The 18,313-nt window shown below is 59.8% G+C and carries 21 protein-coding genes; 7 read left to right on the forward strand and 14 right to left on the reverse strand.

All coding sequences use genetic code 11. The features are described 5' to 3' along the window. Positions 1-60: 60 nt before the first annotated feature. Positions 61-486 (reverse strand): DUF3717 domain-containing protein, encoded by a 426-nt coding sequence (locus tag AC07R0_RS12490; protein ID WP_495105056.1) that lies wholly within the window; start codon positions 484-486, stop codon positions 61-63. A gap of 383 nt (positions 487-869) precedes the next feature. Between AC07R0_RS12490 and AC07R0_RS12495 the strand changes: the two genes are divergently transcribed. Together AC07R0_RS12495 and AC07R0_RS12500 are read left to right on the forward strand one after the other, a co-directional pair. Further along, positions 870-1,565, forward strand: a complete 696-nt coding sequence (locus tag AC07R0_RS12495; RefSeq protein WP_495105057.1) for a TerC family protein — start codon at positions 870-872, stop codon at positions 1,563-1,565. 33 nt (positions 1,566-1,598) lie between these two features. Then, positions 1,599-1,934 carry a phage holin family protein gene (locus AC07R0_RS12500; protein ID WP_495105058.1) on the forward strand — a complete coding sequence of 112 codons (336 nt, stop codon included), beginning with the start codon at positions 1,599-1,601 and terminating at the stop codon, positions 1,932-1,934. A 27-nt stretch (positions 1,935-1,961) separates the two neighbouring features. Here the strand turns inward: AC07R0_RS12500 and AC07R0_RS12505 are convergent, their stop codons facing one another. Both AC07R0_RS12505 and AC07R0_RS12510 read right to left on the reverse strand, forming a co-directional pair. After that, the gene (locus AC07R0_RS12505) at positions 1,962-3,443 is read right to left on the reverse strand and encodes a M48 family metalloprotease (protein ID WP_495105141.1); all 1,482 of its coding nucleotides are present in this window, start codon (positions 3,441-3,443) and stop codon (positions 1,962-1,964) included. A gap of 77 nt (positions 3,444-3,520) precedes the next feature. Beyond that, positions 3,521-3,676, reverse strand: coding sequence for a hypothetical protein (locus tag AC07R0_RS12510; protein ID WP_495105059.1), 156 nt, complete (start codon positions 3,674-3,676; stop codon positions 3,521-3,523). Between the two features lie 56 nt (positions 3,677-3,732). On the opposite strand from AC07R0_RS12510, the gene moaC reads away from it, so the two are divergent. Both moaC and AC07R0_RS12520 read left to right on the forward strand, forming a co-directional pair. Continuing rightward, a complete protein-coding gene (gene moaC / locus AC07R0_RS12515) occupies positions 3,733-4,221 on the forward strand; it encodes a cyclic pyranopterin monophosphate synthase MoaC (RefSeq protein WP_495096281.1) in 489 nt (162 codons plus the stop codon). Positions 4,222-4,281: 60 nt separating this feature from the next. Further along, on the forward strand, positions 4,282-5,364 hold the full coding sequence (locus AC07R0_RS12520; protein ID WP_495105060.1) for an adenylate/guanylate cyclase domain-containing protein: 1,083 nt from the start codon (positions 4,282-4,284) through the stop codon (positions 5,362-5,364). 12 nt (positions 5,365-5,376) lie between these two features. Here the strand turns inward: AC07R0_RS12520 and AC07R0_RS12525 are convergent, their stop codons facing one another. From AC07R0_RS12525 to sucC, 9 genes are all read right to left on the reverse strand, one after another. Next, positions 5,377-6,861 carry a PglL family O-oligosaccharyltransferase gene (locus tag AC07R0_RS12525; RefSeq protein ID WP_495105061.1) on the reverse strand — a complete coding sequence of 495 codons (1,485 nt, stop codon included), beginning with the start codon at positions 6,859-6,861 and terminating at the stop codon, positions 5,377-5,379. Then, on the reverse strand, positions 6,858-7,625 hold the full coding sequence (gene tfpZ, locus AC07R0_RS12530; RefSeq protein ID WP_495105062.1) for a TfpX/TfpZ family type IV pilin accessory protein: 768 nt from the start codon (positions 7,623-7,625) through the stop codon (positions 6,858-6,860). Before tfpZ ends, AC07R0_RS12525 begins: the two co-directional genes overlap by 4 nt. A 79-nt stretch (positions 7,626-7,704) precedes the next feature. Then, positions 7,705-8,313 carry a pilin gene (locus tag AC07R0_RS12535; RefSeq protein ID WP_495105063.1) on the reverse strand — a complete coding sequence of 203 codons (609 nt, stop codon included), beginning with the start codon at positions 8,311-8,313 and terminating at the stop codon, positions 7,705-7,707. A gap of 209 nt (positions 8,314-8,522) precedes the next feature. After that, positions 8,523-9,302: a 3',5'-cyclic-nucleotide phosphodiesterase gene (locus tag AC07R0_RS12540; RefSeq protein WP_495105064.1), complete on the reverse strand. Its 780-nt coding sequence runs from the start codon at positions 9,300-9,302 to the stop codon at positions 8,523-8,525. A gap of 116 nt (positions 9,303-9,418) precedes the next feature. After that, on the reverse strand, positions 9,419-10,099 hold the full coding sequence (locus AC07R0_RS12545) for an FHA domain-containing protein (protein ID WP_495075649.1): 681 nt from the start codon (positions 10,097-10,099) through the stop codon (positions 9,419-9,421). Positions 10,100-10,145: 46 nt separating this feature from the next. Continuing rightward, positions 10,146-10,931 carry a Stp1/IreP family PP2C-type Ser/Thr phosphatase gene (locus tag AC07R0_RS12550; protein ID WP_495075648.1) on the reverse strand — a complete coding sequence of 262 codons (786 nt, stop codon included), beginning with the start codon at positions 10,929-10,931 and terminating at the stop codon, positions 10,146-10,148. A gap of 236 nt (positions 10,932-11,167) precedes the next feature. Continuing rightward, entirely contained in the window at positions 11,168-11,866 is a 699-nt protein-coding gene (locus tag AC07R0_RS12555; RefSeq protein WP_495075647.1) for a TerC family protein, read from the reverse strand. Between the two features lie 89 nt (positions 11,867-11,955). Further along, positions 11,956-12,852 carry a succinate--CoA ligase subunit alpha gene (gene sucD / locus AC07R0_RS12560; protein WP_495105065.1) on the reverse strand — a complete coding sequence of 299 codons (897 nt, stop codon included), beginning with the start codon at positions 12,850-12,852 and terminating at the stop codon, positions 11,956-11,958. A 23-nt stretch (positions 12,853-12,875) separates the two neighbouring features. Continuing rightward, positions 12,876-14,042, reverse strand: coding sequence for an ADP-forming succinate--CoA ligase subunit beta (sucC, locus tag AC07R0_RS12565; RefSeq protein WP_495105066.1), 1,167 nt, complete (start codon positions 14,040-14,042; stop codon positions 12,876-12,878). A gap of 125 nt (positions 14,043-14,167) precedes the next feature. On the opposite strand from sucC, the gene argC reads away from it, so the two are divergent. Beyond that, on the forward strand, positions 14,168-15,079 hold the full coding sequence (argC, locus tag AC07R0_RS12570; RefSeq protein ID WP_495105067.1) for an N-acetyl-gamma-glutamyl-phosphate reductase: 912 nt from the start codon (positions 14,168-14,170) through the stop codon (positions 15,077-15,079). A gap of 80 nt (positions 15,080-15,159) precedes the next feature. On the opposite strand, the gene recX is transcribed toward argC, so the two are convergent. Further along, positions 15,160-15,624 (reverse strand): recombination regulator RecX, encoded by a 465-nt coding sequence (recX, locus tag AC07R0_RS12575; protein WP_495105068.1) that lies wholly within the window; start codon positions 15,622-15,624, stop codon positions 15,160-15,162. A gap of 54 nt (positions 15,625-15,678) precedes the next feature. Beyond that, complete coding sequence (gene recA / locus AC07R0_RS12580; protein WP_495075642.1) at positions 15,679-16,782, reverse strand: recombinase RecA; 1,104 nt, start codon at positions 16,780-16,782, stop codon at positions 15,679-15,681. 147 nt (positions 16,783-16,929) lie between these two features. On the opposite strand from recA, the gene AC07R0_RS12585 reads away from it, so the two are divergent. Continuing rightward, positions 16,930-17,403, forward strand: a complete 474-nt coding sequence (locus AC07R0_RS12585; protein WP_495105069.1) for a MarR family winged helix-turn-helix transcriptional regulator — start codon at positions 16,930-16,932, stop codon at positions 17,401-17,403. Positions 17,404-17,437: 34 nt separating this feature from the next. Beyond that, positions 17,438-18,112, forward strand: coding sequence for a response regulator (locus AC07R0_RS12590; RefSeq protein WP_495105070.1), 675 nt, complete (start codon positions 17,438-17,440; stop codon positions 18,110-18,112). Positions 18,113-18,313: the final 201 nt, after the last annotated feature.

Consider the following 18,313-nt stretch of genomic DNA (forward strand, 5'->3'; position numbering starts at 1 on the left):
TCCGTTGGGTTCTTGAACTTTTAGGCCCCTAGCGCTTATTTTGTCTGCGCCAGCAGCTATTTAATCAATAGCAGGCATGCGCCCTTCGGCGGCGCGCTCGGCGTAGCGGTTGAAACGCCAGGAGTCGCCTTCCAGAGTGATGCGGCGCCAGGTCACACGCTTTTCTGCCGGGCCCATGGCGGGCCAGAGCTGAACCTCTTCAAACGTGCGGCCACAACCCTTGCACAAGGCGTCGCCCTGGAAGGTGGAGCAGATGGCGATGCAGGGCGTATCGGGCGTAGTCTGGTACCAACCCAGCCAGGCGTCATAGGCCTTGGGCGGCATCGAGGCTTCGTCCGCCTCGTCCTCGTGGTGATACACCATCAACGCATACACCTCGGCCAGCGCGCGCAGTTCGGCACACAGGGTCACACCATCGGTTGACGGCTTGCGGGCACGCCAATAATTGATGGCAGCTTCGATGTCAGTGATGTGGATTCCGGCCATGGGGGCGTGAAAGGCTGCTGCGGGTGTCGCGTGAGTCGCAACGGAGGGGGATGGATCATAGCCCCGTTTTCCACCCCTATGCCCTTGCCTGAATCTCAAGAAATACATCTGCCAGTTACATCTTTGCTATGGTCTAATTGGGGGTTGAAGGGGAGTAGCTCCCGCCCATGGCACAGCCTGTGGGTATCCACCCGTCGTCAACACGTTGCCCTAGCGGCATCCGGCGCGTGGGGCATGGTCCCAGGACCCGTGCCGAGCAAGACCTTCGAGACCCACCGGCAATGGCGGGGATCGAAGCGTGCTTGGCGGCCATTTACTCCATCCACTCCCGATCTTCCCGTTTGCGCTTACCCAACGTGACAGTTACGGCAATGGAGTGTTTTATGGAATTTTTATCAGCCCCTTGGTGGTCCGCCCTGCTGGCCATCATCCTGATTGACCTGGTGCTGGCGGGGGACAACGCCATCGTGATCGCGCTGGCCGCACGCAGCCTACCCCAGCATCTGCAAAAAAAGGCAATTGTCTGGGGCACGGTCGGCGCCATCATCGTGCGCTCGGCCATGACCATCGGCGTGGTCTGGCTGTTGAAGATTCCCGGCCTGATGCTGGTCGGCGGCCTGGGCCTGCTGTGGATTGCCTACAAACTGCTGGCCGACCAGGGCAGCGACGACGCCCATGACGGCCCGGCAGTCACCACCTTTTGGGGCGCCATGAAGACCATTCTGATCGCCGACGCGCTGATGGGCATTGACAACGTGCTGGGCGTGGCCGGCGCCGCGCATGGGGCGTTTGACCTGGTGATCATCGGCCTGCTGGTCAGCGTGCCTATCGTGGTACTGGGCAGCACGGTGGTGCTGAAACTGGTGGAACGCTTTCCCATCATCATCCAGCTGGGTGCTGCCGTACTGGCCTTCACCGCGGCCAAGATGATCGTGGGCGAGTCCCTGCTGGCATCGGTGTTCGGCCCGACGGCGCCCTGGAGTACCGCTGCGCATTGGGGCCTGTATGCCATCGCCATCGCCGGCGTGCTGGCCACGGGCAGTTGGAGCGCCCGGCGTAAAGCCCAGCCGTCGGCTTAAAGCAGGCACGCTAATCGGCGTATCCTTGGGGCCATGAAACTCCTACTCAAATGGCTGCTGAGCGCAGCCGCGTTACTTCTGGTGGCCCATTTGTACAGCGGCGTGCAAGTGCAAAGCTTCACGGCCGCGCTGATCGCCTCCCTGGTGATCGGCCTGCTGAACACGGTATTGCGCCCGGTGCTGGTGGTACTGACCCTGCCGGTCACCATCCTCACGCTGGGGCTGTTCCTGTTCGTGGTGAACGCGCTGATGTTCTGGTCGGCGTCCGGCCTGCTGGTGGGTTTTCACGTAACCGGGTTCACAGCAGCCTTAATCGGCTCCTTGCTGTACTCGGCGCTGGGCATCGTGATCGACGCCGCAATCTCCTAAGCATCCGAACCACACCGCCGCGCAGGCTTATTTTTCCTGCGCCAGTTCTTTCAGGTGCGCCTGGACCTGGCGGGTGCGGGTGTCAATGATGGACGCTTCGATGTCATCCACGGGCCCGCTACCCGGCGGCGGATGACGCACCATGTCCTGCGCCGCACGGAAGCGGTCCAGCGCGCCGTTGTAGTCCAGCCGGGCCACCTGCATCTCGGCCTCGGCGCGGATCGCGCGCAGGGTCTGGCCCTGGGCGTTGTAAGCTGACGCCAGCAGCTGCCAGGCCGTGCCATCGCGCGGATGCAAGGCCACCCAGGGCTGCAGCCGGGCAATGGCCTCGGGCGCCTGGCCCAGGCGGGTGCGCACCTGGGAGCCCAGCAGCAGTTCAGGCCGGCCCGGTGCCTGCAGGTCCAGCAAGGCCGCCGTGGCCGCCGTATCCCCCGCGTTCCATTCAATTTCAGCTGCCAGCAAGCGCGCCAGGCGCGCGGCTGCGGGTTCGGGTGCCACCAGGGCTTGCAGCCGTTCCACCAGGCTGCGTGCCTGCACAAAGTCGCGCTGGCGCATGGCAGCCAAAGTACCCGCATACAGCACGGCAGCGGCACGGGTGTCCATGGCCGGGCCGATGGGACGCAGCATTTTTGCTTCACCAACCCAAGCGCGTAGCAAATCCACGCCGGGACTGCCCAGCACCCGGGCGCGGGCGGCCATCATGGGATGGACTGCACTGGGCGGACGCGGCGCCGGGCGCGCATCCAGGGCCTGGCGCGACTGCATGTCGGCAATGCGCTCGGTAGTCAACGGGTGGGTGCGCAGGTAGGGAAAAGAGCCGTTGTCACTCAGGCGCGAGGCCTGCTGCAGCTTTTCGAACATGCTGACAAAGCCCAGCGGGTCGAAGCCGGCCTGGGTCATCACGCCGTAGCCTATGCGGTCGGCCTCGCGCTCCATGTCGCGCGAGAAGTTCAGCTGGTTCTGCACCGCGGCCGCCTGCCCGCCGACGATCACGGCATTGGCCGCATCCGGGCTTTTGCTGGCCGCCAGGGCGCCCAGAATCATCGCACCGATCAGCCAGGGCGTGGTCCGACCCTGGGATTCCATCATGCGGGAGATATGCCGCTGGGTAACGTGGCTAAGCTCATGCCCCAGCACCGAGGCCAGCTCGTCCGGGCTTGTGACAACCCCCACCAGACCCAGGTGCAGGCCCAGGTAGCCGCCAGGCAGGGCAAAAGCATTGATGGTGCGGTCGGCGCCCATCAGCACCTCCCAGGCGAAGCGCTGGTCCATCTCATCTGTGAGTTCGCCGCGCTGGCGGGCCGCATCCAGCAGAGGCTGCCAGATGCTTTGCACATATTCGACCAGCACCGGGTCGTCGATGTAGTCCGGGTCACGGTACAACTCTCGGGCGATGCGCTCACCCAGGCGCCGCTCGGCACTGGTGCTCATGCTGCTGCCGTCGCCCAGGCTAGGCAATTGGGAGCCCCCAGCGCCTTGCGCCTGGGCCACAGCAGGCCAGGCCATCATCACATTGGACGCTATCAAAAGATGAGCTATTGGTGCACGTAATACCTGCGCCAACGGCCTATTTTGTCTGTATTTTTTCAAAATGAATCCAGCGGCAGAAAGGCCACCACCTGGGCGGTACGGGCATCGACAAACACGGTCCAGAAACTTTTGCGCCCCACCATCTGCAGGTAGAGCGTATTCTGCGCAGTATGCCCGGCGGCGGCCCTGAAACGATCTTTCCAATAAAGCATGGCCGTATGATCCGCGAAATGAGTGAACACTTTGTAAATCGTAGCGAAGGCCGGCCATGCCCTCTTTGACGCATTTTGATGCGCACGGCCAGGCCCATATGGTCGACGTGGCCGCCAAGGCCCATACCCATCGCACGGCAGTGGCCAACGGGCGCATCGCCATGCAGGCCGCCACGCTGGCGCTGATCGAGAGCGGCAACGCCAAAAAGGGTGATGTGCTGGGTATCGCCCGCATCGCCGGCATCCAGGCCGCCAAGAAGACCAGCGATCTGGTGCCGCTGTGCCATCCGCTGGCGCTGACCCGGGTGGCCGTGGACTTCGTCTGCCATGCCCAACCACCGGCGGTGGAGTGCCGTGCCACCGTGGAAACCGTGGGCCCTACCGGCGTGGAAATGGAGGCGCTATGCGCTGTCCAGGTCGCGCTGCTGACCATCTACGACATGTGCAAGGCGGTTGACCGCGGCATGGTGATCGAGGCGGTGCGGGTCCTGCAAAAAGACGGCGGCCAGTCCGGCAGCTACCGGGCGGATGCGCCCACCGCATAGGATTGAATGGCACGGCTTGGTTCTGCTATTCTGGTCTGTCGCTGAACTGCGGGAGTCACCATGTGGCACGTCGATCGGAAACAACTTGCCGCCAGATTGGTCGAAATATTCGACCCCGGCAATCCCCAATCTCCACAAGGTGATGCAGCCCGCCTGCAGGCCGTCAACGAGGCGATTAACCGTGCTGCGGCCCACGCCATAGACAGCGAAACCCGGCAGGTAACGATTCTGCTGTCCGACCTGCGTGGCTTCACCGCCATGGCGGAAGCCTGTAGCGCCATGGACATGGTGACCGCCCTGAACCGCTACCTGGAACGCATGACCCAAATCATCCTGCACCACGGCGGCAGCATCGACAAATTCATGGGCGACGGCATCATGGTGCTGTTTGGCGCGCCCAAGGCGCTGGACAACCCGATTGAGGCGGCGCTGGCCTGCGCCATCGAGATGCAGCTGGCCATGGACGACATCAACGCGCAAAACCAGCACCTGGGCATGAGTCCGCTGTACATGGGCATAGGCATCAACACCGGCGACGTGGTGGTGGGCCACCTGGGATCAAAGCTGTACACCGAATACACCGTCATCGGCGACCAGGTCAACCTGGCGTCCCGGGTCGAGTCGCACAGTCTGCGCGGGCAAATCCTGCTCAGCGAAAGCACTTACCAGCTGGCCAAGGATTACATCGACGTCGGCGACATCAATGAAGTACAGGTCAAAGGCAAAAAAGGCAGCGTGCGCATGGTCGAGCTGCTGGCCCTGCGCGGCAACCACCCGATGACCACACCGCGGCGCGAGGTACGTACCAGCCCGCGGGTTGAGGTGGATATGCCCCTGGCCTTCCAGGTGCTGGATGGCAAGTCCGTCATTCCCCAGCAGTACGCGGGCCGCATCGTGGACCTGGGCTATGGCGGGATGTTTGTCCTCAGCCCGGTGCCCCTGCTGCCGTTCGACGATATCAAGATGGCGCTGTCGCTATCGCTGCTCAGCGGCGAGCTGACCGACATCTACGCCAAGGTGCTGCGCGTGACTGAGGTGCAGGGCGCCTACAAATGCCCGGTGGAGTTCACCTCCATCGACAGCAAGGCGCAACAGGCCATCAAGGAGTTTGTGGACGGCATTGTGGAGCTCAACACCGACTAGCCAGACAGGCTCCTAGGGCCGTGGTGGCGCCCGGTGCGCAGCCATCCACTCGGCATAACCCTCCGGAAAAGCCGCCTGGTAGCGCGCCAGATGGAAGACCGCATCCCGGTCCCGCCCCAGCAGCAAGGCGGCGTCTATCACCCGCTCTATGACGCGTTGTTCGGGCGAGAAATGCAGCATCTCCAGCGCCATGCGGTACTGCTCAGGCGCATTGGCCAAGGTCAGCTGCGTAATCGACAGCTCGGCAAACTCCACCTGGTCATGGAACATCCAGCTCGCATGCAGCTTGTCCAAGGTGTCCATGCGGTAAGCAGGATCACGGTCATCAGGTGACAAATAGATCTGGCTGATGCGGTGGTAATCCCAGGCCACATAGCCGCAAATTGCTATCAATACAGTAGCTAGCAAAGCACAGATTAACTGCGCCAGAGCCCGACTTCTTTCAAATAACGATGGGCCTCGCCAAAGCAACAGTACGCACAGGCCAGCCGCGATCTGGAACGGCCCGTACCACAGTGGATATTCCAACAGGCTATGCAGTCCGATCACCGCCAGCACCGACCAGGCAAGCTGACGTGTGGCATCCGTTTCTGCCCAGGGTTTCGACCGCAGCACCCAATACAACAACAGGCCGCATGCAATCAACGCCGCAGGGATGCCCAACTCCACCGCCAGGTGCAGGGGCAAGTTGTGCGCGTTGTCCAGGATGTCGCAAAAGCGCGGGCCATCAAACAGGGTGATGTAGTGCGCGTAGTTCAGCCCGCCCCAGCCCCAGCCGCCCCAGGGACGTAAGGAAATCAGGGTCAACACGTTGTGCCACAGCGTCAACCGGCTGGAACACACCGCATCCCCCGCCTGCAAGCGCGCCCAGGCCCCGCTGGACCAGGGGTCCAAGCCGATCAGCACCGGCAACAGCATCAGGGCCGCTACATAGGCCAGCACATAAACCAGCACCACCCCACGCACATCCGCTCGGCGCCAGCCACCCCACAGCAGCACCAAAGCCAGCAGCACCAGCACTTGAAACATGCCCGTGCGGGAAGACGACACAGCGTTCCCCGCCGCCAGTAGCACCGCCAAACCCAGTTGCGCACCCCGCAGCCACGCAGCATTCACCACCGGCTTGGCCTGCCCCCCCCACCACAGCAAGGCGGCGAAAGCGATATTGGTCAAACTGGCGTACTGGTTGCGCTGCCGCAAATTACCAAACGCCTCGCCCAGCGGGGTGGCATTCACCCAAGGCGTCAATTGCGCGCTCAGGCCGAAATACTGAACTAGGCCGATAGCACAGCTGAGTGCGCCTGCCAGCAGCCATGTGCTGGCTGCAACCCGTGGCCACGCACTACCAACAGGTCTGACGGCTTGCAGCGCCAGCACCCAAGCCACCGCGCAGCAGGCTGTGAGCCAAGGCACTACGGCGGACGTGGGGCCGGGGGCGAAGGGGTTGAGCCACGGAATAACGACCAGCGCGCTGGTCAGGATCTGACGAAGCTTCAAAAGCCGTCGCCTTTCAAAAAGCCCCGAATCTGCCCCTGCTGGTCGAGCACGGCGACCCAGTCTTGCCGACCGACCACAGGAAGGTACAGCCATTGCGCAAGGTCAGCGCCCTTTTCTGCAGCCAGCGCCTTGGCAGCGCCTTCTTGCGTGGGCTGCTTTTGTAAAAACAGCTCTAGCGGCTTGGCGCGCTGCAGCGATTTCAAGCCAGCCGCGCCGTCGTAGGGAATGTAAAACCCAGGGCGCGCACCATAGTCACGACCACCTGTGGCGGCCTCAAAAAGCACGTTGTTATGTTCTTCTGCATTCTTTGGAGGTCGAATGTCTACCAGTTGCGGGCCAGACCAAAATTTGGGTTTCAAGTGTGCTGGCAATGCGTCAAGTTCTTCCGCTGCTACATCTGGGGCAGAAATGACTCTGAAACGATCTACCTCGTGCACGAGATAAAGCGGCCTTGCTTGCCACACTGTCCACATGCCGTAAGCCAGCGCCGTAAGCTGAATCAGCGCAACCAAGCCCAAATCCATCCACAACTCTTTGCGAAGTTTTTTAGGGCTGAACAATACAAATGTGAGCAGCGGACCGCACACCACGTCCACCGACACCACTAACAAAAAAAGCTCTCGCCCGCCCGACAATTCGCGGTAAGGGTAGGTATACCAGACCCCTAACACCACCCATGCCGCTAGGGCTGCTACCAGCACACTACAGAGGGAATGGATTCCTGCCGCTTGGGCTGCAACACGGTAACGGGCTAAATCCAGCATTTTTTCGAGAGATGTAAGGTTACAAGGGCTAACAAAAAAGGAGCCCGAAGGCTCCTTTAGAACAAACGAACTTGGTCTATTAACGGCAAGAAGCTGGGCGGTATTTTGCCAACAAAGTGCCAGAGGCCGCGGTCTGAGTGAGTGGGTTGGCTGTAAATGTTGGCGTCCCCGCAGAAGCACCAATCACAGTACCACCGCAAACCCAAACAATCGCGCCAGCAGGAATGGTTGAGGAAGTTGCAGTTCCAGACAGCGCCGTAGTAGGTGCAGCACCGGCAGTAGCTGGTGCTGCTGGTGAGATAGCCAGGTCAGACTGAACACCAACAGCAACACCAGTACCGTTTAAAAGTGCGCTGTACAGGATAGTGACTTGTCCAGTCGTTCCATTAATACAAATGCTGTCAACGTTTTTGCTCAATGCGAGAGCGCCAGCACTACCATTACATAAAACAGTAGCAACGGGAGTAGCAGCGGGAGTTAACCAACCAGATTGAAATGGCAGAGCATTTTGGGCGTTTTCCTCCACCGCACTTTTAGCATTACCAGCCAAAGTAAGACCCTCGGTTACTTTGGCACGGACGGTGTAATCCTGATAAGCAGGCAAAGCCACAGCGGCCAAAATACCGATGATCGCAACCACGATCATCAGTTCGATCAGGGTGAAACCCTTTTGCAAAGAACGCTTCATAAAAACTCCAAGAGTGGGTGTTGAGACGGTTAAGTAGTGCACGTAGTGTGCCAATCTGCCGGGTCGCAATCTTCTGTGTAATCCGTCACGGTTTTCTCAAGTGCAGCCCATTCTTGCTGATTTCAAAGTTTGAGGTTGCCATTTTTGTCATCCTACAAAGATTGCACCGATAGAGTCGAACATTTTTGACGCACAAAAGATGTCATCTACTACACCTCAAAAACCTGCCCCGCCTTCAACCACCGAATGTCATGCGGAGCGTGACGACCCGATCCGTCAAACTGCGCAATCTCATCCATAATCAACTTCGTTTCGAACGGCTTGGTGTGGGTGATGAAAATCGGGAACTGCTGCTCGCCAATGCATTTAAGTTCCTCCGCCAAGGTCGCAGGGGACAAGTGCAGGCTACGGCGGGCCAGATCTTTTTCGCGGTTGCTGAACGCAGTTTCAATCACCAGAGCGGCTACATCCAGCTGCGCCAAGCGCAGCCAGAATGCGGGGTTGCGCTCCGTGTCGCCTGTGAATACCCAGCTTGGCCCATCTGCGGATACGGCGTAACCCACGGCGGGCACAGAATGTACGGCAGGCAAGGCCTCAATGCGCTTGTCACGAACGTGCACTATCTGGCCCAGGCTGATTTCGTTGAAACGGATAAATGGCTCAGCCTCTGAGGGAATCACGCTGAAGTCCGGCCAAATCACATTATTGAAAATATGCGCTTTGAGCGCGGCAATGGTGCCGGCCAGCGCATAAATCTGAAAAGGTCCAGTTCGCTGAGAAGCCACAGCATCCACCATCAGGGGCAGCGCTGCAACGTGGTCCAAGTGGGAATGGGTCAGGAAGATGTGATTGACTGCGCACATTTCATCCAATGTGAGATCGCCAACGCCGGTACCGGCATCAATCAAGACATCAGAATCAACCAAAAAGGACGTGGTTCTGCAGTCTTTGGCAATAGCACCAGAGCATCCCAGCACACGGACCTTCATGACCAGACCCTTTGATTCATTTTGAAAATGGGCCGCGCCATCCCATCGGTGTCAGCTACGGAAGTAGGCTTCTTAAAGCAGCGCGGTGCCCATGCTTCAACCAGACACCGGTTTTGTCAAGGCTGCACAAACTGCATTTGTGTGCCAGCCAGCTGCAAGAGATCGCCATTTTTCAGCGCCACCGGCGTGGCCCCTATTGCACTGCCATTGAGTACGGGCTGGGTATCACCTTCTACATGCACCACAACATAGCCGTGCGGGCGGCGCGTAATCGCAGCAACAGCAATGCCTGGCTTACCCAAAGTCGTTACTATTTTGGTCAAGGTGACTTCACGCCCTGCCGCTGCACCGGACAACACGCGTATGGCGGCCGTAATGTGCGGCGCTATTTCAGCCCCCACCAGCGGCATGGATGCCGAATGGTGCGACACACGACGCACCTGCTGACCAACACCACCGGCCAAAGGGCTGGGCCGAGAAGCCATGCCGCGTTCGAAACCCGAATCCATGCCGTCACCCACAAACTTGAGTTTGTATTTGCCGACTTCAATCAGATCATTGTTCTGCAAAATTTGCTTGCGGGCAGCCTTACCGTTGATGTAAGTGCCATTGGTGCTGTTTAAGTCCTCCAGATGGACTTCATTGCCCACCATCAGTACCACCGCATGCTCCCCACTGATCGCCAGGTTATCGATCACGATATCGTTATACGGCCTACGGCCCAGCGTCGTGCGGTCTTTGGTCAACTGCACCTCTTTGATGACTACGCCGTCGATTGAAACAATCAGTTTTGGCATGGTCAGTTACCGTGTCTATTCATGGAATTGGCACCTGTGAATGGATCTAGCTTCCCAATAGCCGGGATACGAGTCCCCGCTTCTTGGCGCCGGCCACCGCTTGGACAAGCAGGACCGTAATATTATCTCGCCCACCATGCGCATTGGCGATGCTAATCAGCTGTCTGGCCTTTTGCGCAAGTGGAGCGTCGGTCTCCATGATACGTGCGATCGGCGCATCATCGACCATATCCGAGAGCCCGTCCGAACACATCAGGTACAGGTCACCTTCTTCCACCCCATGCTCATGCACCTCCAGCAGCACGCTGTCATCTATCCCCAAGGCACGTGTCACCAAATTTTTGTTATTGGACGTCGCAGCCTGCTGAGGCGTAATCAGTCCTGCATCCAGTTGCTCCTGCAATAAAGAATGGTCCTTGGTGATTTGCTGCAATACATTGCGCCGAAAACGATAGCACCGTGAATCGCCGATATGGCCCACCAGCACGCGGCTATCTTGAAAGATGCCCACCACCAAGGTCGTGCCCATGCCCGCGTAATGCTCATTCACGTTGGCTGCGGTGTACACCGCCAAATTGGCGTTGTGCACGCAAGCATCCATGGCGCGGCGAAGATCCCGGCCACTCGCCTGGGACCCTGCCTCTAACAGCCACCGCGCCAACTCGGTGTGGACAAACGTAGTCGCCATGCTGCTGGCGACCTCGCCTGCGTTGTAGCCCCCCATACCGTCCGCCAATACCGCCAACCCGCTGGGCTCGTCAAAAGCCGCAGCGTCTTCATTGTTTTCGCGCAAAAGACCAGGGTGGGTCTGCGTACAGAACTCGTAAATCATCTTGTTGTCGAACTGAGCTCGTGAAATTCCAATGCAATAGGCGGCTTGCGGGATATGAACCGGCTAGGTCTAGTTTGCCACGACCTTGAGCCTGAGCACATAAATGATCCGCCTTTCGCCTCTGCGCATCAGATGCAGACCTCTATTTCCGCTGTATTTTGTTACAACTAGGCGGCAAAAAAGCCCGCAGCGGGGCAGTTTTTCACGTCACATCCTAAAAATAGAGGGTGTGCGAATCAAACTGGCGTGGAATTGCTGCGCTTTTGCAACCAAGTACCCAAAGCAACCACCAATACGGCGCCGATCACACCGGCAAAATTCACGGTCTGCTCCTTGGTTTCGCCAAACTGGGTCACAACGGCCGGATCCGTCAACAGCATTTCACCCGCCAAAAATCCCAAAAGCGCCGCACCAATCGTGATGATGATAGGAAATCGCTCCATCACCTTGGTCAGCAAAGTGGCGCCAAACACGATCAAGGGAATGCTCACCAACAAACCCAGCACCAACAAAGGAACATTTCCGTTGGCTGCTGCTGCCACGGCCAGCACGTTATCGAGACTCATGACCAGATCGGCAATCAAAATAGTCCGAATGGCCGCCAGCAACCCATGGATCTGCTTGCCATGCCCGCCATCGCCTTCGCCCTCGTCCTTGAGCAGATCCACCCCGATATACACCAGCAAGGCCGCGCCCAGCAACTTCAGAAACGGCATAGCCAACAATTTGATGGCCACCACCGTCAGCACAATCCGCATCACGATGGCGGCAGCGCTGCCCCATACGATGGCTTTCTGCTGCTGCTCTGGCTTCAAAGTGCGGGCTGCCATGGCGATTACCACGGCGTTGTCGCCGCTCAGGACGATATTGGCCAAAACAATCGAGCCAAACGCGCTCCAGAACAGGGGCGAGGTGAAATCAAGTCCAAAAAACATATACCGCCCTCTACAAGCACGTTAAAACAACGCCGGGCACCCTAGGTGCCCGGCATGGATTCGAAGGCTGCCTGTAGCGGCAACCTCTATTACTTCAGCAAAGCTTTCAGCAGCTTGCCCATTTCGGATGGATTACGTGTCACGGTGAAACCGCACTCTTCCATCACAGCCAGTTTGGCATCCGCCGTGTCGGCGCCACCGGAGATCAGCGCACCTGCATGGCCCATGCGCTTGCCGGGGGGAGCGGTCACGCCAGCGATGAAGCCAACGATAGGCTTCTTCATGTTCAGCTTGCACCAGCGAGCGGCTTCAGCTTCGTCCGGACCACCGATTTCACCGATCATGATGACCGCATCGGTATCTGGATCTTCGTTGAAAGCCTGCATCACGTCGATATGCTTCAGACCGTTGATCGGGTCGCCACCGATGCCGACGGCGCTGGATTGGCCCAGACCGATTTCGGTCAGTTGCGCCACAGCTTCGTAGGTCAGCGTGCCGGAACGGCTGACCACGCCAATCCGACCCTTGCGGTGGATATGGCCGGGCATGATGCCGATCTTGATTTCGTCAGGCGTGATCAGACCGGGGCAGTTGGGGCCCAGCAGCAGAGTCTTCTTACCGCCAGCAGCTTCCTTGGCCTTCATGCGGTTGCGCACTTCCAGCATGTCTTTGACGGGGATGCCTTCGGTAATGCAGATCGCCAGGTCCAGATCGGCTTCGACAGCTTCCCAGATCGCGGCAGCGGCGCCAGCTGGCGGCACGTAGATCACCGACACGGTTGCGCCGGTTTCCGAAGCCGCTTCCTTGACGGAGGCGTAGATTGGGATATTGAAAATCGACTCGCCGGCCTTCTTGGGGTTCACACCCGCGACGAAAGCGTTTTTACCGTTGGCGTATTCCTGGCACTTTTCAGTGTGGAACTGGCCGGTCTTGCCGGTAATACCTTGGGTGATGACTTTGGTGTCTTTGTTGATAAAGATCGACATATTGGTTCCTTAGCGGGCGGTCTTTAACGTGCTTTTACGGCTGCGACAACTTTTTCGGCCGCTTCAGCCATGCTGTCCGCACTGATGATGGGCAGACCGGACTCGGCCAGCATCTTCTTGCCCAGGTCTTCGTTGGTGCCCTTCATGCGCACGACCAGAGGCACAGACAGGTTCACTGCCTTGCAAGCCGTGATCACGCCGGTGGCGATGGTGTCGCACTTCATGATGCCGCCGAAGATGTTGACCATGATGGCCTCAACCTTCTTGTTCTTCAGCATGATCTTGAAGGCTTCGGTGACCTTCTCGGGAGTGGCACCGCCGCCCACGTCCAGGAAGTTGGCAGGCTCAGCGCCGTACAGCTTGATGGTGTCCATGGTGGCCATGGCCAGGCCGGCGCCGTTCACCAGGCAACCAATGTTGCCGTCCAGGCTGATGTAGGCCAGGTCGAACTTGGAGGCTTCCACTTCGGCAGCGTCTTCTTCGTCCAGATCGCGGTAGGCGACGATTTCTGGGTGGCGGAACAGCGCATTTGGGTCGAAATTGAACTTGGCGTCCAGGGCCATCAGGTTGCCCTTGGAGTCGCAGTTCAACGGGTTGATTTCCACCAAGGACGCATCGGTGTCCATGTAGCACTTGTAGATCTTGGCGAAGATGTCTACAGCTTGGTCAATGGACACGCCGGTCAAGCCGATGGCTGCAGCCACCTTCTTGCTCTGCTCGGGGGTAATGCCGGTCAGCGGGTCGATCATCTCGGTGACGATTTTCTCGGGCGTGGAATGCGCCACTTCCTCGATGTCCATACCGCCTTCGCTGGAAGCGATCAGGGCCACCTTCTGCGTGGCGCGGTCGGTCACCAGGGACACATACAGTTCGTTCTTAATGTCGGCGCCGTCTTCGATGTACAGACGGCGAACTTTCTGGCCTTCAGGACCGGTCTGGTGCGTCTTCAGCTGCATGCCCAGGATTTCACCGGCCAGCTTCTTCACGTCGTCAATGGTCTTGGCAACCTTGACGCCGCCGCCCTTGCCACGTCCGCCAGCGTGGATCTGTGCCTTGACAACCCACACTGGGCCGCCGAGTTTTTGGGCGGCTTCCACCGCTTCTTGCACCGTGAATGCCGGAATGCCCTTCGGCACTGGCACACCAAAATTACGCAAGATTTCCTTGCCTTGGTATTCGTGAATCTTCATGAGGGCTCTCTCAGGAATGGATGGGGTTCTGCCCGTCTGTCTTGTATAAGACTTGCGAGCTGCGTTCTGTCAGCCCGCGAATGTATCATGCTGCAACGCACAACACCTTACAGCATAGGCTCACCATGTCCAAAGTCTTCATCGATGGCGAAGCCGGTACCACCGGTCTGCAAATCCGCGAACGCCTGCAATCCATGCCGCAGATTGAGCTGGTCAGCATCGCCCCCGAGCTGCGCAAAGACCCCGCAGCCAAGCGCGCGCTGATGGCCACGGTGGACCTGGTCATCCTCTGCCTGCACGACGATGCCGCCATTGAGTCGGTGGCCATGATCGACAGCCTGCCCGGCAAGAAACCCAAGATCATTGACGCTTCTACGGCCCACCGTACGGCGCCGGGCTGGGTCTTCGGCTTTCCCGAACTGGTAGCTGGGCAGCAAGAAGCCGTGGCACAGGCTGACCGCGTGGGCAACCCCGGCTGCTACGCCACCGGCGCGATTGCGCTGATACGCCCGCTGGTGGATGCCGGCCTGCTGGACCCCGACGCCGCGCTGGCACTGCCCTCGGTCAGCGGCTACTCGGGTGGCGGACGCAGCATGATCGAAGCCTATGAAAAGGGCGAAGCGCCGCTGTTTGAAATCTACGCGCTGGGCCTGCAGCACAAGCATCTGCCGGAAATCATGTGCTACACCGGCCTGACACGCCGGCCGATTTTTGTGCCGTCCGTGGGCAACTTCGCCCAGGGCATGCTGGTGCAGCTGCCGCTGCATCTGGACCTGCTGCCCGGTAAGCCCACCGGCCAAGACCTGCACAATGCATTGGCCAAGCACTACGCGGGCAGCGAATGGGTTACGGTTGAAGCCCCGGGCGACAGCGGCAAGCTGGACGCACTGGCGCTGGTCGATACCAACAAGATGGAGCTGCGCGTGTTCGCCAACGAAACCCACCGCCACGCGGTGCTGATCGCCCGGCTGGACAACCTGGGCAAGGGCGCCAGCGGTGCCGCAGTGCAAAACCTGAAGCTGATGCTGGGCCTGTAAAGCCCAGTTACTACACTTTTTATAGCTTCCAGCGCAGGTGGTATCTGCGCCAGCGGCCTAAAAAGCTTGTAAACCTATTCTCAGCAATCGTCGTCGCTGCCGGCCACCACGCGCCGCACGGCGTCCGATGAAAAGCCCCGCGCCAGCAAAAAGCGCTGCTGCTTGGCGCGTGCCGCAGCGTCCACCGGCGGGCTGCCGAACTTCTTGCGCCAGACTTCGCGGGCACGCTCCAGCTCCGTGGCTTGCAATCCGGCTACTGCATCCAGCACGGCAGACGGGTCCAGGCCCTTGCTTTGCAACTCCTGGCGAATGCGCGAGGCACCCAACTTGCCGGCGCGCCGGTACAGCACCGAATCCAACACGCGCTGTTCGTTGATGAAGCCCTTGGCCTGCAGCTCGTCCAGCGCCTGGGCCAGCTCGCCCGGGGTTTCTTCAAACGCCACGAGCTTGCGCTCCAGCTCTACCCGCGAATACTCGCGGCCGCTGAGCAGGCGCAGGGCACGGCCCTTGAGGCTGATGGGTGCGGTGGCCGATGGAAACGCCATGTGCTATCTCTTTAATAGCTGCCAGCGCAGGTACTAGCTGCGCTGGCAGGCACTTTATGCCTCAGCCTTGGCCTTCTTGCCTTCTTTCACTTCCTTGGCTTCTTCCACCACAGGGACCAGAGGAATGCCCAGGGACTCGCGCACCTTGTTCTCAATTTCGATCGACAGGCCGGGGTTCTCGCGCAGGAATTCGCGGGCGTTGTCGCGGCCCTGGCCGATTTTTTCGCCGTTGTAGGCATACCAGGCACCGGACTTTTCGATGATCTTGGCTTCCACGCCCATGTCGATGATTTCGCCATGGCGGCTGATGCCTTCGCCGAACAGGATATCGAACTCGGCCGTCTTGAACGGGGGCGCAACCTTGTTCTTCACCACCTTGACCTTGGTTTCGTTGCCGATGGAGTCGTCGCCCTTCTTGATGGTGCCGGTGCGGCGGATGTCCAGGCGCACCGAGGCGTAGAACTTCAGCGCATTGCCGCCGGTGGTGGTTTCGGGCGAGCCGAACATCACGCCGATCTTCATGCGGATCTGGTTGATGAAGATGACCATGCAGTTGGCCTTCTTGATGGTGGCGGTCAGCTTGCGCAGCGCCTGGCTCATCAAGCGGGCTTGCAGGCCGGGCAGGCTGTCGCCCATTTCGCCTTCCAGCTCGGCCTTGGGGGTCAGCGCCGCCACCGAGTCCACCACGATCAGGTCGATGGCACCGGAGCGCACCAGCGAATCAACGATTTCCAGGGCCTGTTCGCCGGTGTCGGGCTGGCTGATCAGCATTTCCTGCAGGTTCACGCCCAGGTTTTGCGCGTATTGGGTGTCGAGTGCGTGCTCGGCATCGACGAAGGCGCAGGTGCCGCCCAGCTTTTGCATCTCGGCAATCACCTGCAGGGTCAGCGTGGTTTTACCGCTGGACTCTGGGCCGTAGATTTCGATGACCCGGCCACGTGGCAGACCGCCGACGCCCAACGCCACGTCCAGGCCCAGCGAGCCGGTGGAAACCACCTGGATGTCCTCGATCACCTCGCCCTCGCCCAGGCGCATGATGGTGCCCTTGCCGAACTGCTTTTCAATCTGCGCCAGAGCGGCTTGCAGGGCTTTGGCTTTTTCAGCCAGGGCAGCGGGGGTGGGGGCGACAGCGGGAGCGCGAGCAGCGGTGGGGTTCATGGCGGTGTCTTTCAAAATCAAGGGTCACGAAGTGGTGGGCCTGCATGGCCTGCTATTAACAACAGGCTGGATGCTTGAACAGTAGTTTAAAGCGCCGTTTTAAACCTGCAAAGCATATTTTTAGTCAGTTTGCCTTACCATTAATCCATGGCTTCCATCACGACAGACCAGGCTTGGCGGGAAACCCATTTGGGGCGGCGGCTGGACGCTGCCCTGCGTCAGTTCGACGCGCGCGTGCTGGAGCTGATGGCGCGCAATATCGAGGTACCGCTGGCCCTGGGCAACCTGGCGGCGCGCGCGCAAGTGGGCGCCGCCCACATCCACATCACACGGCACCTGCCGCTGCAGGGCGCACGGCTGACCGAACTGGCCGCGCAGGCCGGCATAAGCAAACAGGCCATGGGCGACCTGGTGGACCAATGCGCCGCCTGGGGCATGGTGGCGCGCGAACCCGACCCGCTGGACGCCCGCGCCCGCCGGGTGGTGTTCACCGCCACCGGCCTGGCCTGGCTGCAGGCCTATCGCGACGCCGTGGCCCAGACAGAGGACGAATTCCGCGCTGCTGTCGGCCAGGACGTAGCGACGGTGGTCTCGCTGGGCCTAGAAGCCTACGCGGCCTAGAATTGGTCGAAGAAAACCTATAAAGGGGACACGTATGCGCATTCTCATTGCGGAAGACGACCAGGTATTGGCCGACGGCCTGTTGCGGGCGCTGCGGGCCTCAGGCGCGGCGGTGGACCATGTGTCCAGCGGCAGCGAAGCCGACGCTGCTCTGCTGACCAACCGCGAGTTCGACCTGCTGATACTAGACCTGGGCCTGCCCAAAATGCATGGGCTGGAGGTGCTGAAAAAGCTGCGCGCCCGCGGCTCCTCGCTGCCGGTGCTGATACTGACCGCTGCCGACAGCGTGGAAGAACGCGTCAAAGGCCTGGACTACGGCGCCGACGACTACATGGCCAAACCGTTTTCGCTACAGGAGCTGGAAGCCCGGGTGCGCGCCCTGGCGCGTCGCGGCGCAGGCGGCGCCAGCAGCAGCATCCAGCACGGCCCGCTGGTGTACGACCACGCAGGGCGTATGGCCACCATCGACGGCAAGCTGGTCGAGCTATCGGCCCGCGAACTGGGCCTGCTGGAGGTGCTGCTGCAGCGCGCCGGGCGGCTGGTCAGCAAGGAGCAGCTGATCGAGCGCCTGTGCGAATGGGGCGAAGAGGTCAGCGTCAACGCCATCGAGGTCTACATCTACCGGCTGCGCAAGAAGATCGAAAAAGGCCCGATCCGCATCGCCACCGTGCGCGGGCTGGGCTACTGCCTGGAAAAGATTACGCCGTAATGTGTGCCTTGAATGTTACATAGCACATTACTATTGAAACATAAGCACCCAAAGACAAAACCTACAGAAAATTTTATAATTGCGACCATGCACATGACCACCCAAGCTTTGATCCTCTAAAGACCTTCCGATTTTTCGGAGGGCTTATGCGCCTTGCCGGAACCCACACAACCCCGGCAATTTGCGCGGGGTTTTTTGTTT

It is taken from the genome of Rhodoferax sp. GW821-FHT07F03 (genome assembly GCF_059418745.1).

Coding starts and splice junctions, on each gene's coding strand:
- AC07R0_RS12505 (WP_495105141.1), bottom strand. CDS start 3,443: ATGATGGCCTGGCCTGCTGTGGCCCAGGCGCAAGGCGCTGGGGGCTCC.
- AC07R0_RS12490 (WP_495105056.1), bottom strand. CDS start 486: ATGGCCGGAATCCACATCACTGACATCGAAGCTGCCATCAATTATTGG.
- AC07R0_RS12500 (WP_495105058.1), top strand. CDS start 1,599: ATGAAACTCCTACTCAAATGGCTGCTGAGCGCAGCCGCGTTACTTCTG.
- AC07R0_RS12535 (WP_495105063.1), bottom strand. CDS start 8,313: ATGAAGCGTTCTTTGCAAAAGGGTTTCACCCTGATCGAACTGATGATC.
- AC07R0_RS12555 (WP_495075647.1), bottom strand. CDS start 11,866: ATGTTTTTTGGACTTGATTTCACCTCGCCCCTGTTCTGGAGCGCGTTT.
- AC07R0_RS12520 (WP_495105060.1), top strand. CDS start 4,282: ATGTGGCACGTCGATCGGAAACAACTTGCCGCCAGATTGGTCGAAATA.
- argC (WP_495105067.1), top strand. CDS start 14,168: ATGTCCAAAGTCTTCATCGATGGCGAAGCCGGTACCACCGGTCTGCAA.
- recX (WP_495105068.1), bottom strand. CDS start 15,624: ATGGCGTTTCCATCGGCCACCGCACCCATCAGCCTCAAGGGCCGTGCC.
- AC07R0_RS12545 (WP_495075649.1), bottom strand. CDS start 10,099: ATGCCAAAACTGATTGTTTCAATCGACGGCGTAGTCATCAAAGAGGTG.
- AC07R0_RS12540 (WP_495105064.1), bottom strand. CDS start 9,302: ATGAAGGTCCGTGTGCTGGGATGCTCTGGTGCTATTGCCAAAGACTGC.
- AC07R0_RS12550 (WP_495075648.1), bottom strand. CDS start 10,931: ATGATTTACGAGTTCTGTACGCAGACCCACCCTGGTCTTTTGCGCGAA.
- recA (WP_495075642.1), bottom strand. CDS start 16,782: ATGAACCCCACCGCTGCTCGCGCTCCCGCTGTCGCCCCCACCCCCGCT.
- AC07R0_RS12590 (WP_495105070.1), top strand. CDS start 17,438: ATGCGCATTCTCATTGCGGAAGACGACCAGGTATTGGCCGACGGCCTG.
- tfpZ (WP_495105062.1), bottom strand. CDS start 7,625: ATGCTGGATTTAGCCCGTTACCGTGTTGCAGCCCAAGCGGCAGGAATC.
- AC07R0_RS12495 (WP_495105057.1), top strand. CDS start 870: ATGGAATTTTTATCAGCCCCTTGGTGGTCCGCCCTGCTGGCCATCATC.
- moaC (WP_495096281.1), top strand. CDS start 3,733: ATGCCCTCTTTGACGCATTTTGATGCGCACGGCCAGGCCCATATGGTC.
- AC07R0_RS12510 (WP_495105059.1), bottom strand. CDS start 3,676: ATGCTTTATTGGAAAGATCGTTTCAGGGCCGCCGCCGGGCATACTGCG.
- AC07R0_RS12585 (WP_495105069.1), top strand. CDS start 16,930: ATGGCTTCCATCACGACAGACCAGGCTTGGCGGGAAACCCATTTGGGG.
- sucD (WP_495105065.1), bottom strand. CDS start 12,852: ATGTCGATCTTTATCAACAAAGACACCAAAGTCATCACCCAAGGTATT.
- sucC (WP_495105066.1), bottom strand. CDS start 14,042: ATGAAGATTCACGAATACCAAGGCAAGGAAATCTTGCGTAATTTTGGT.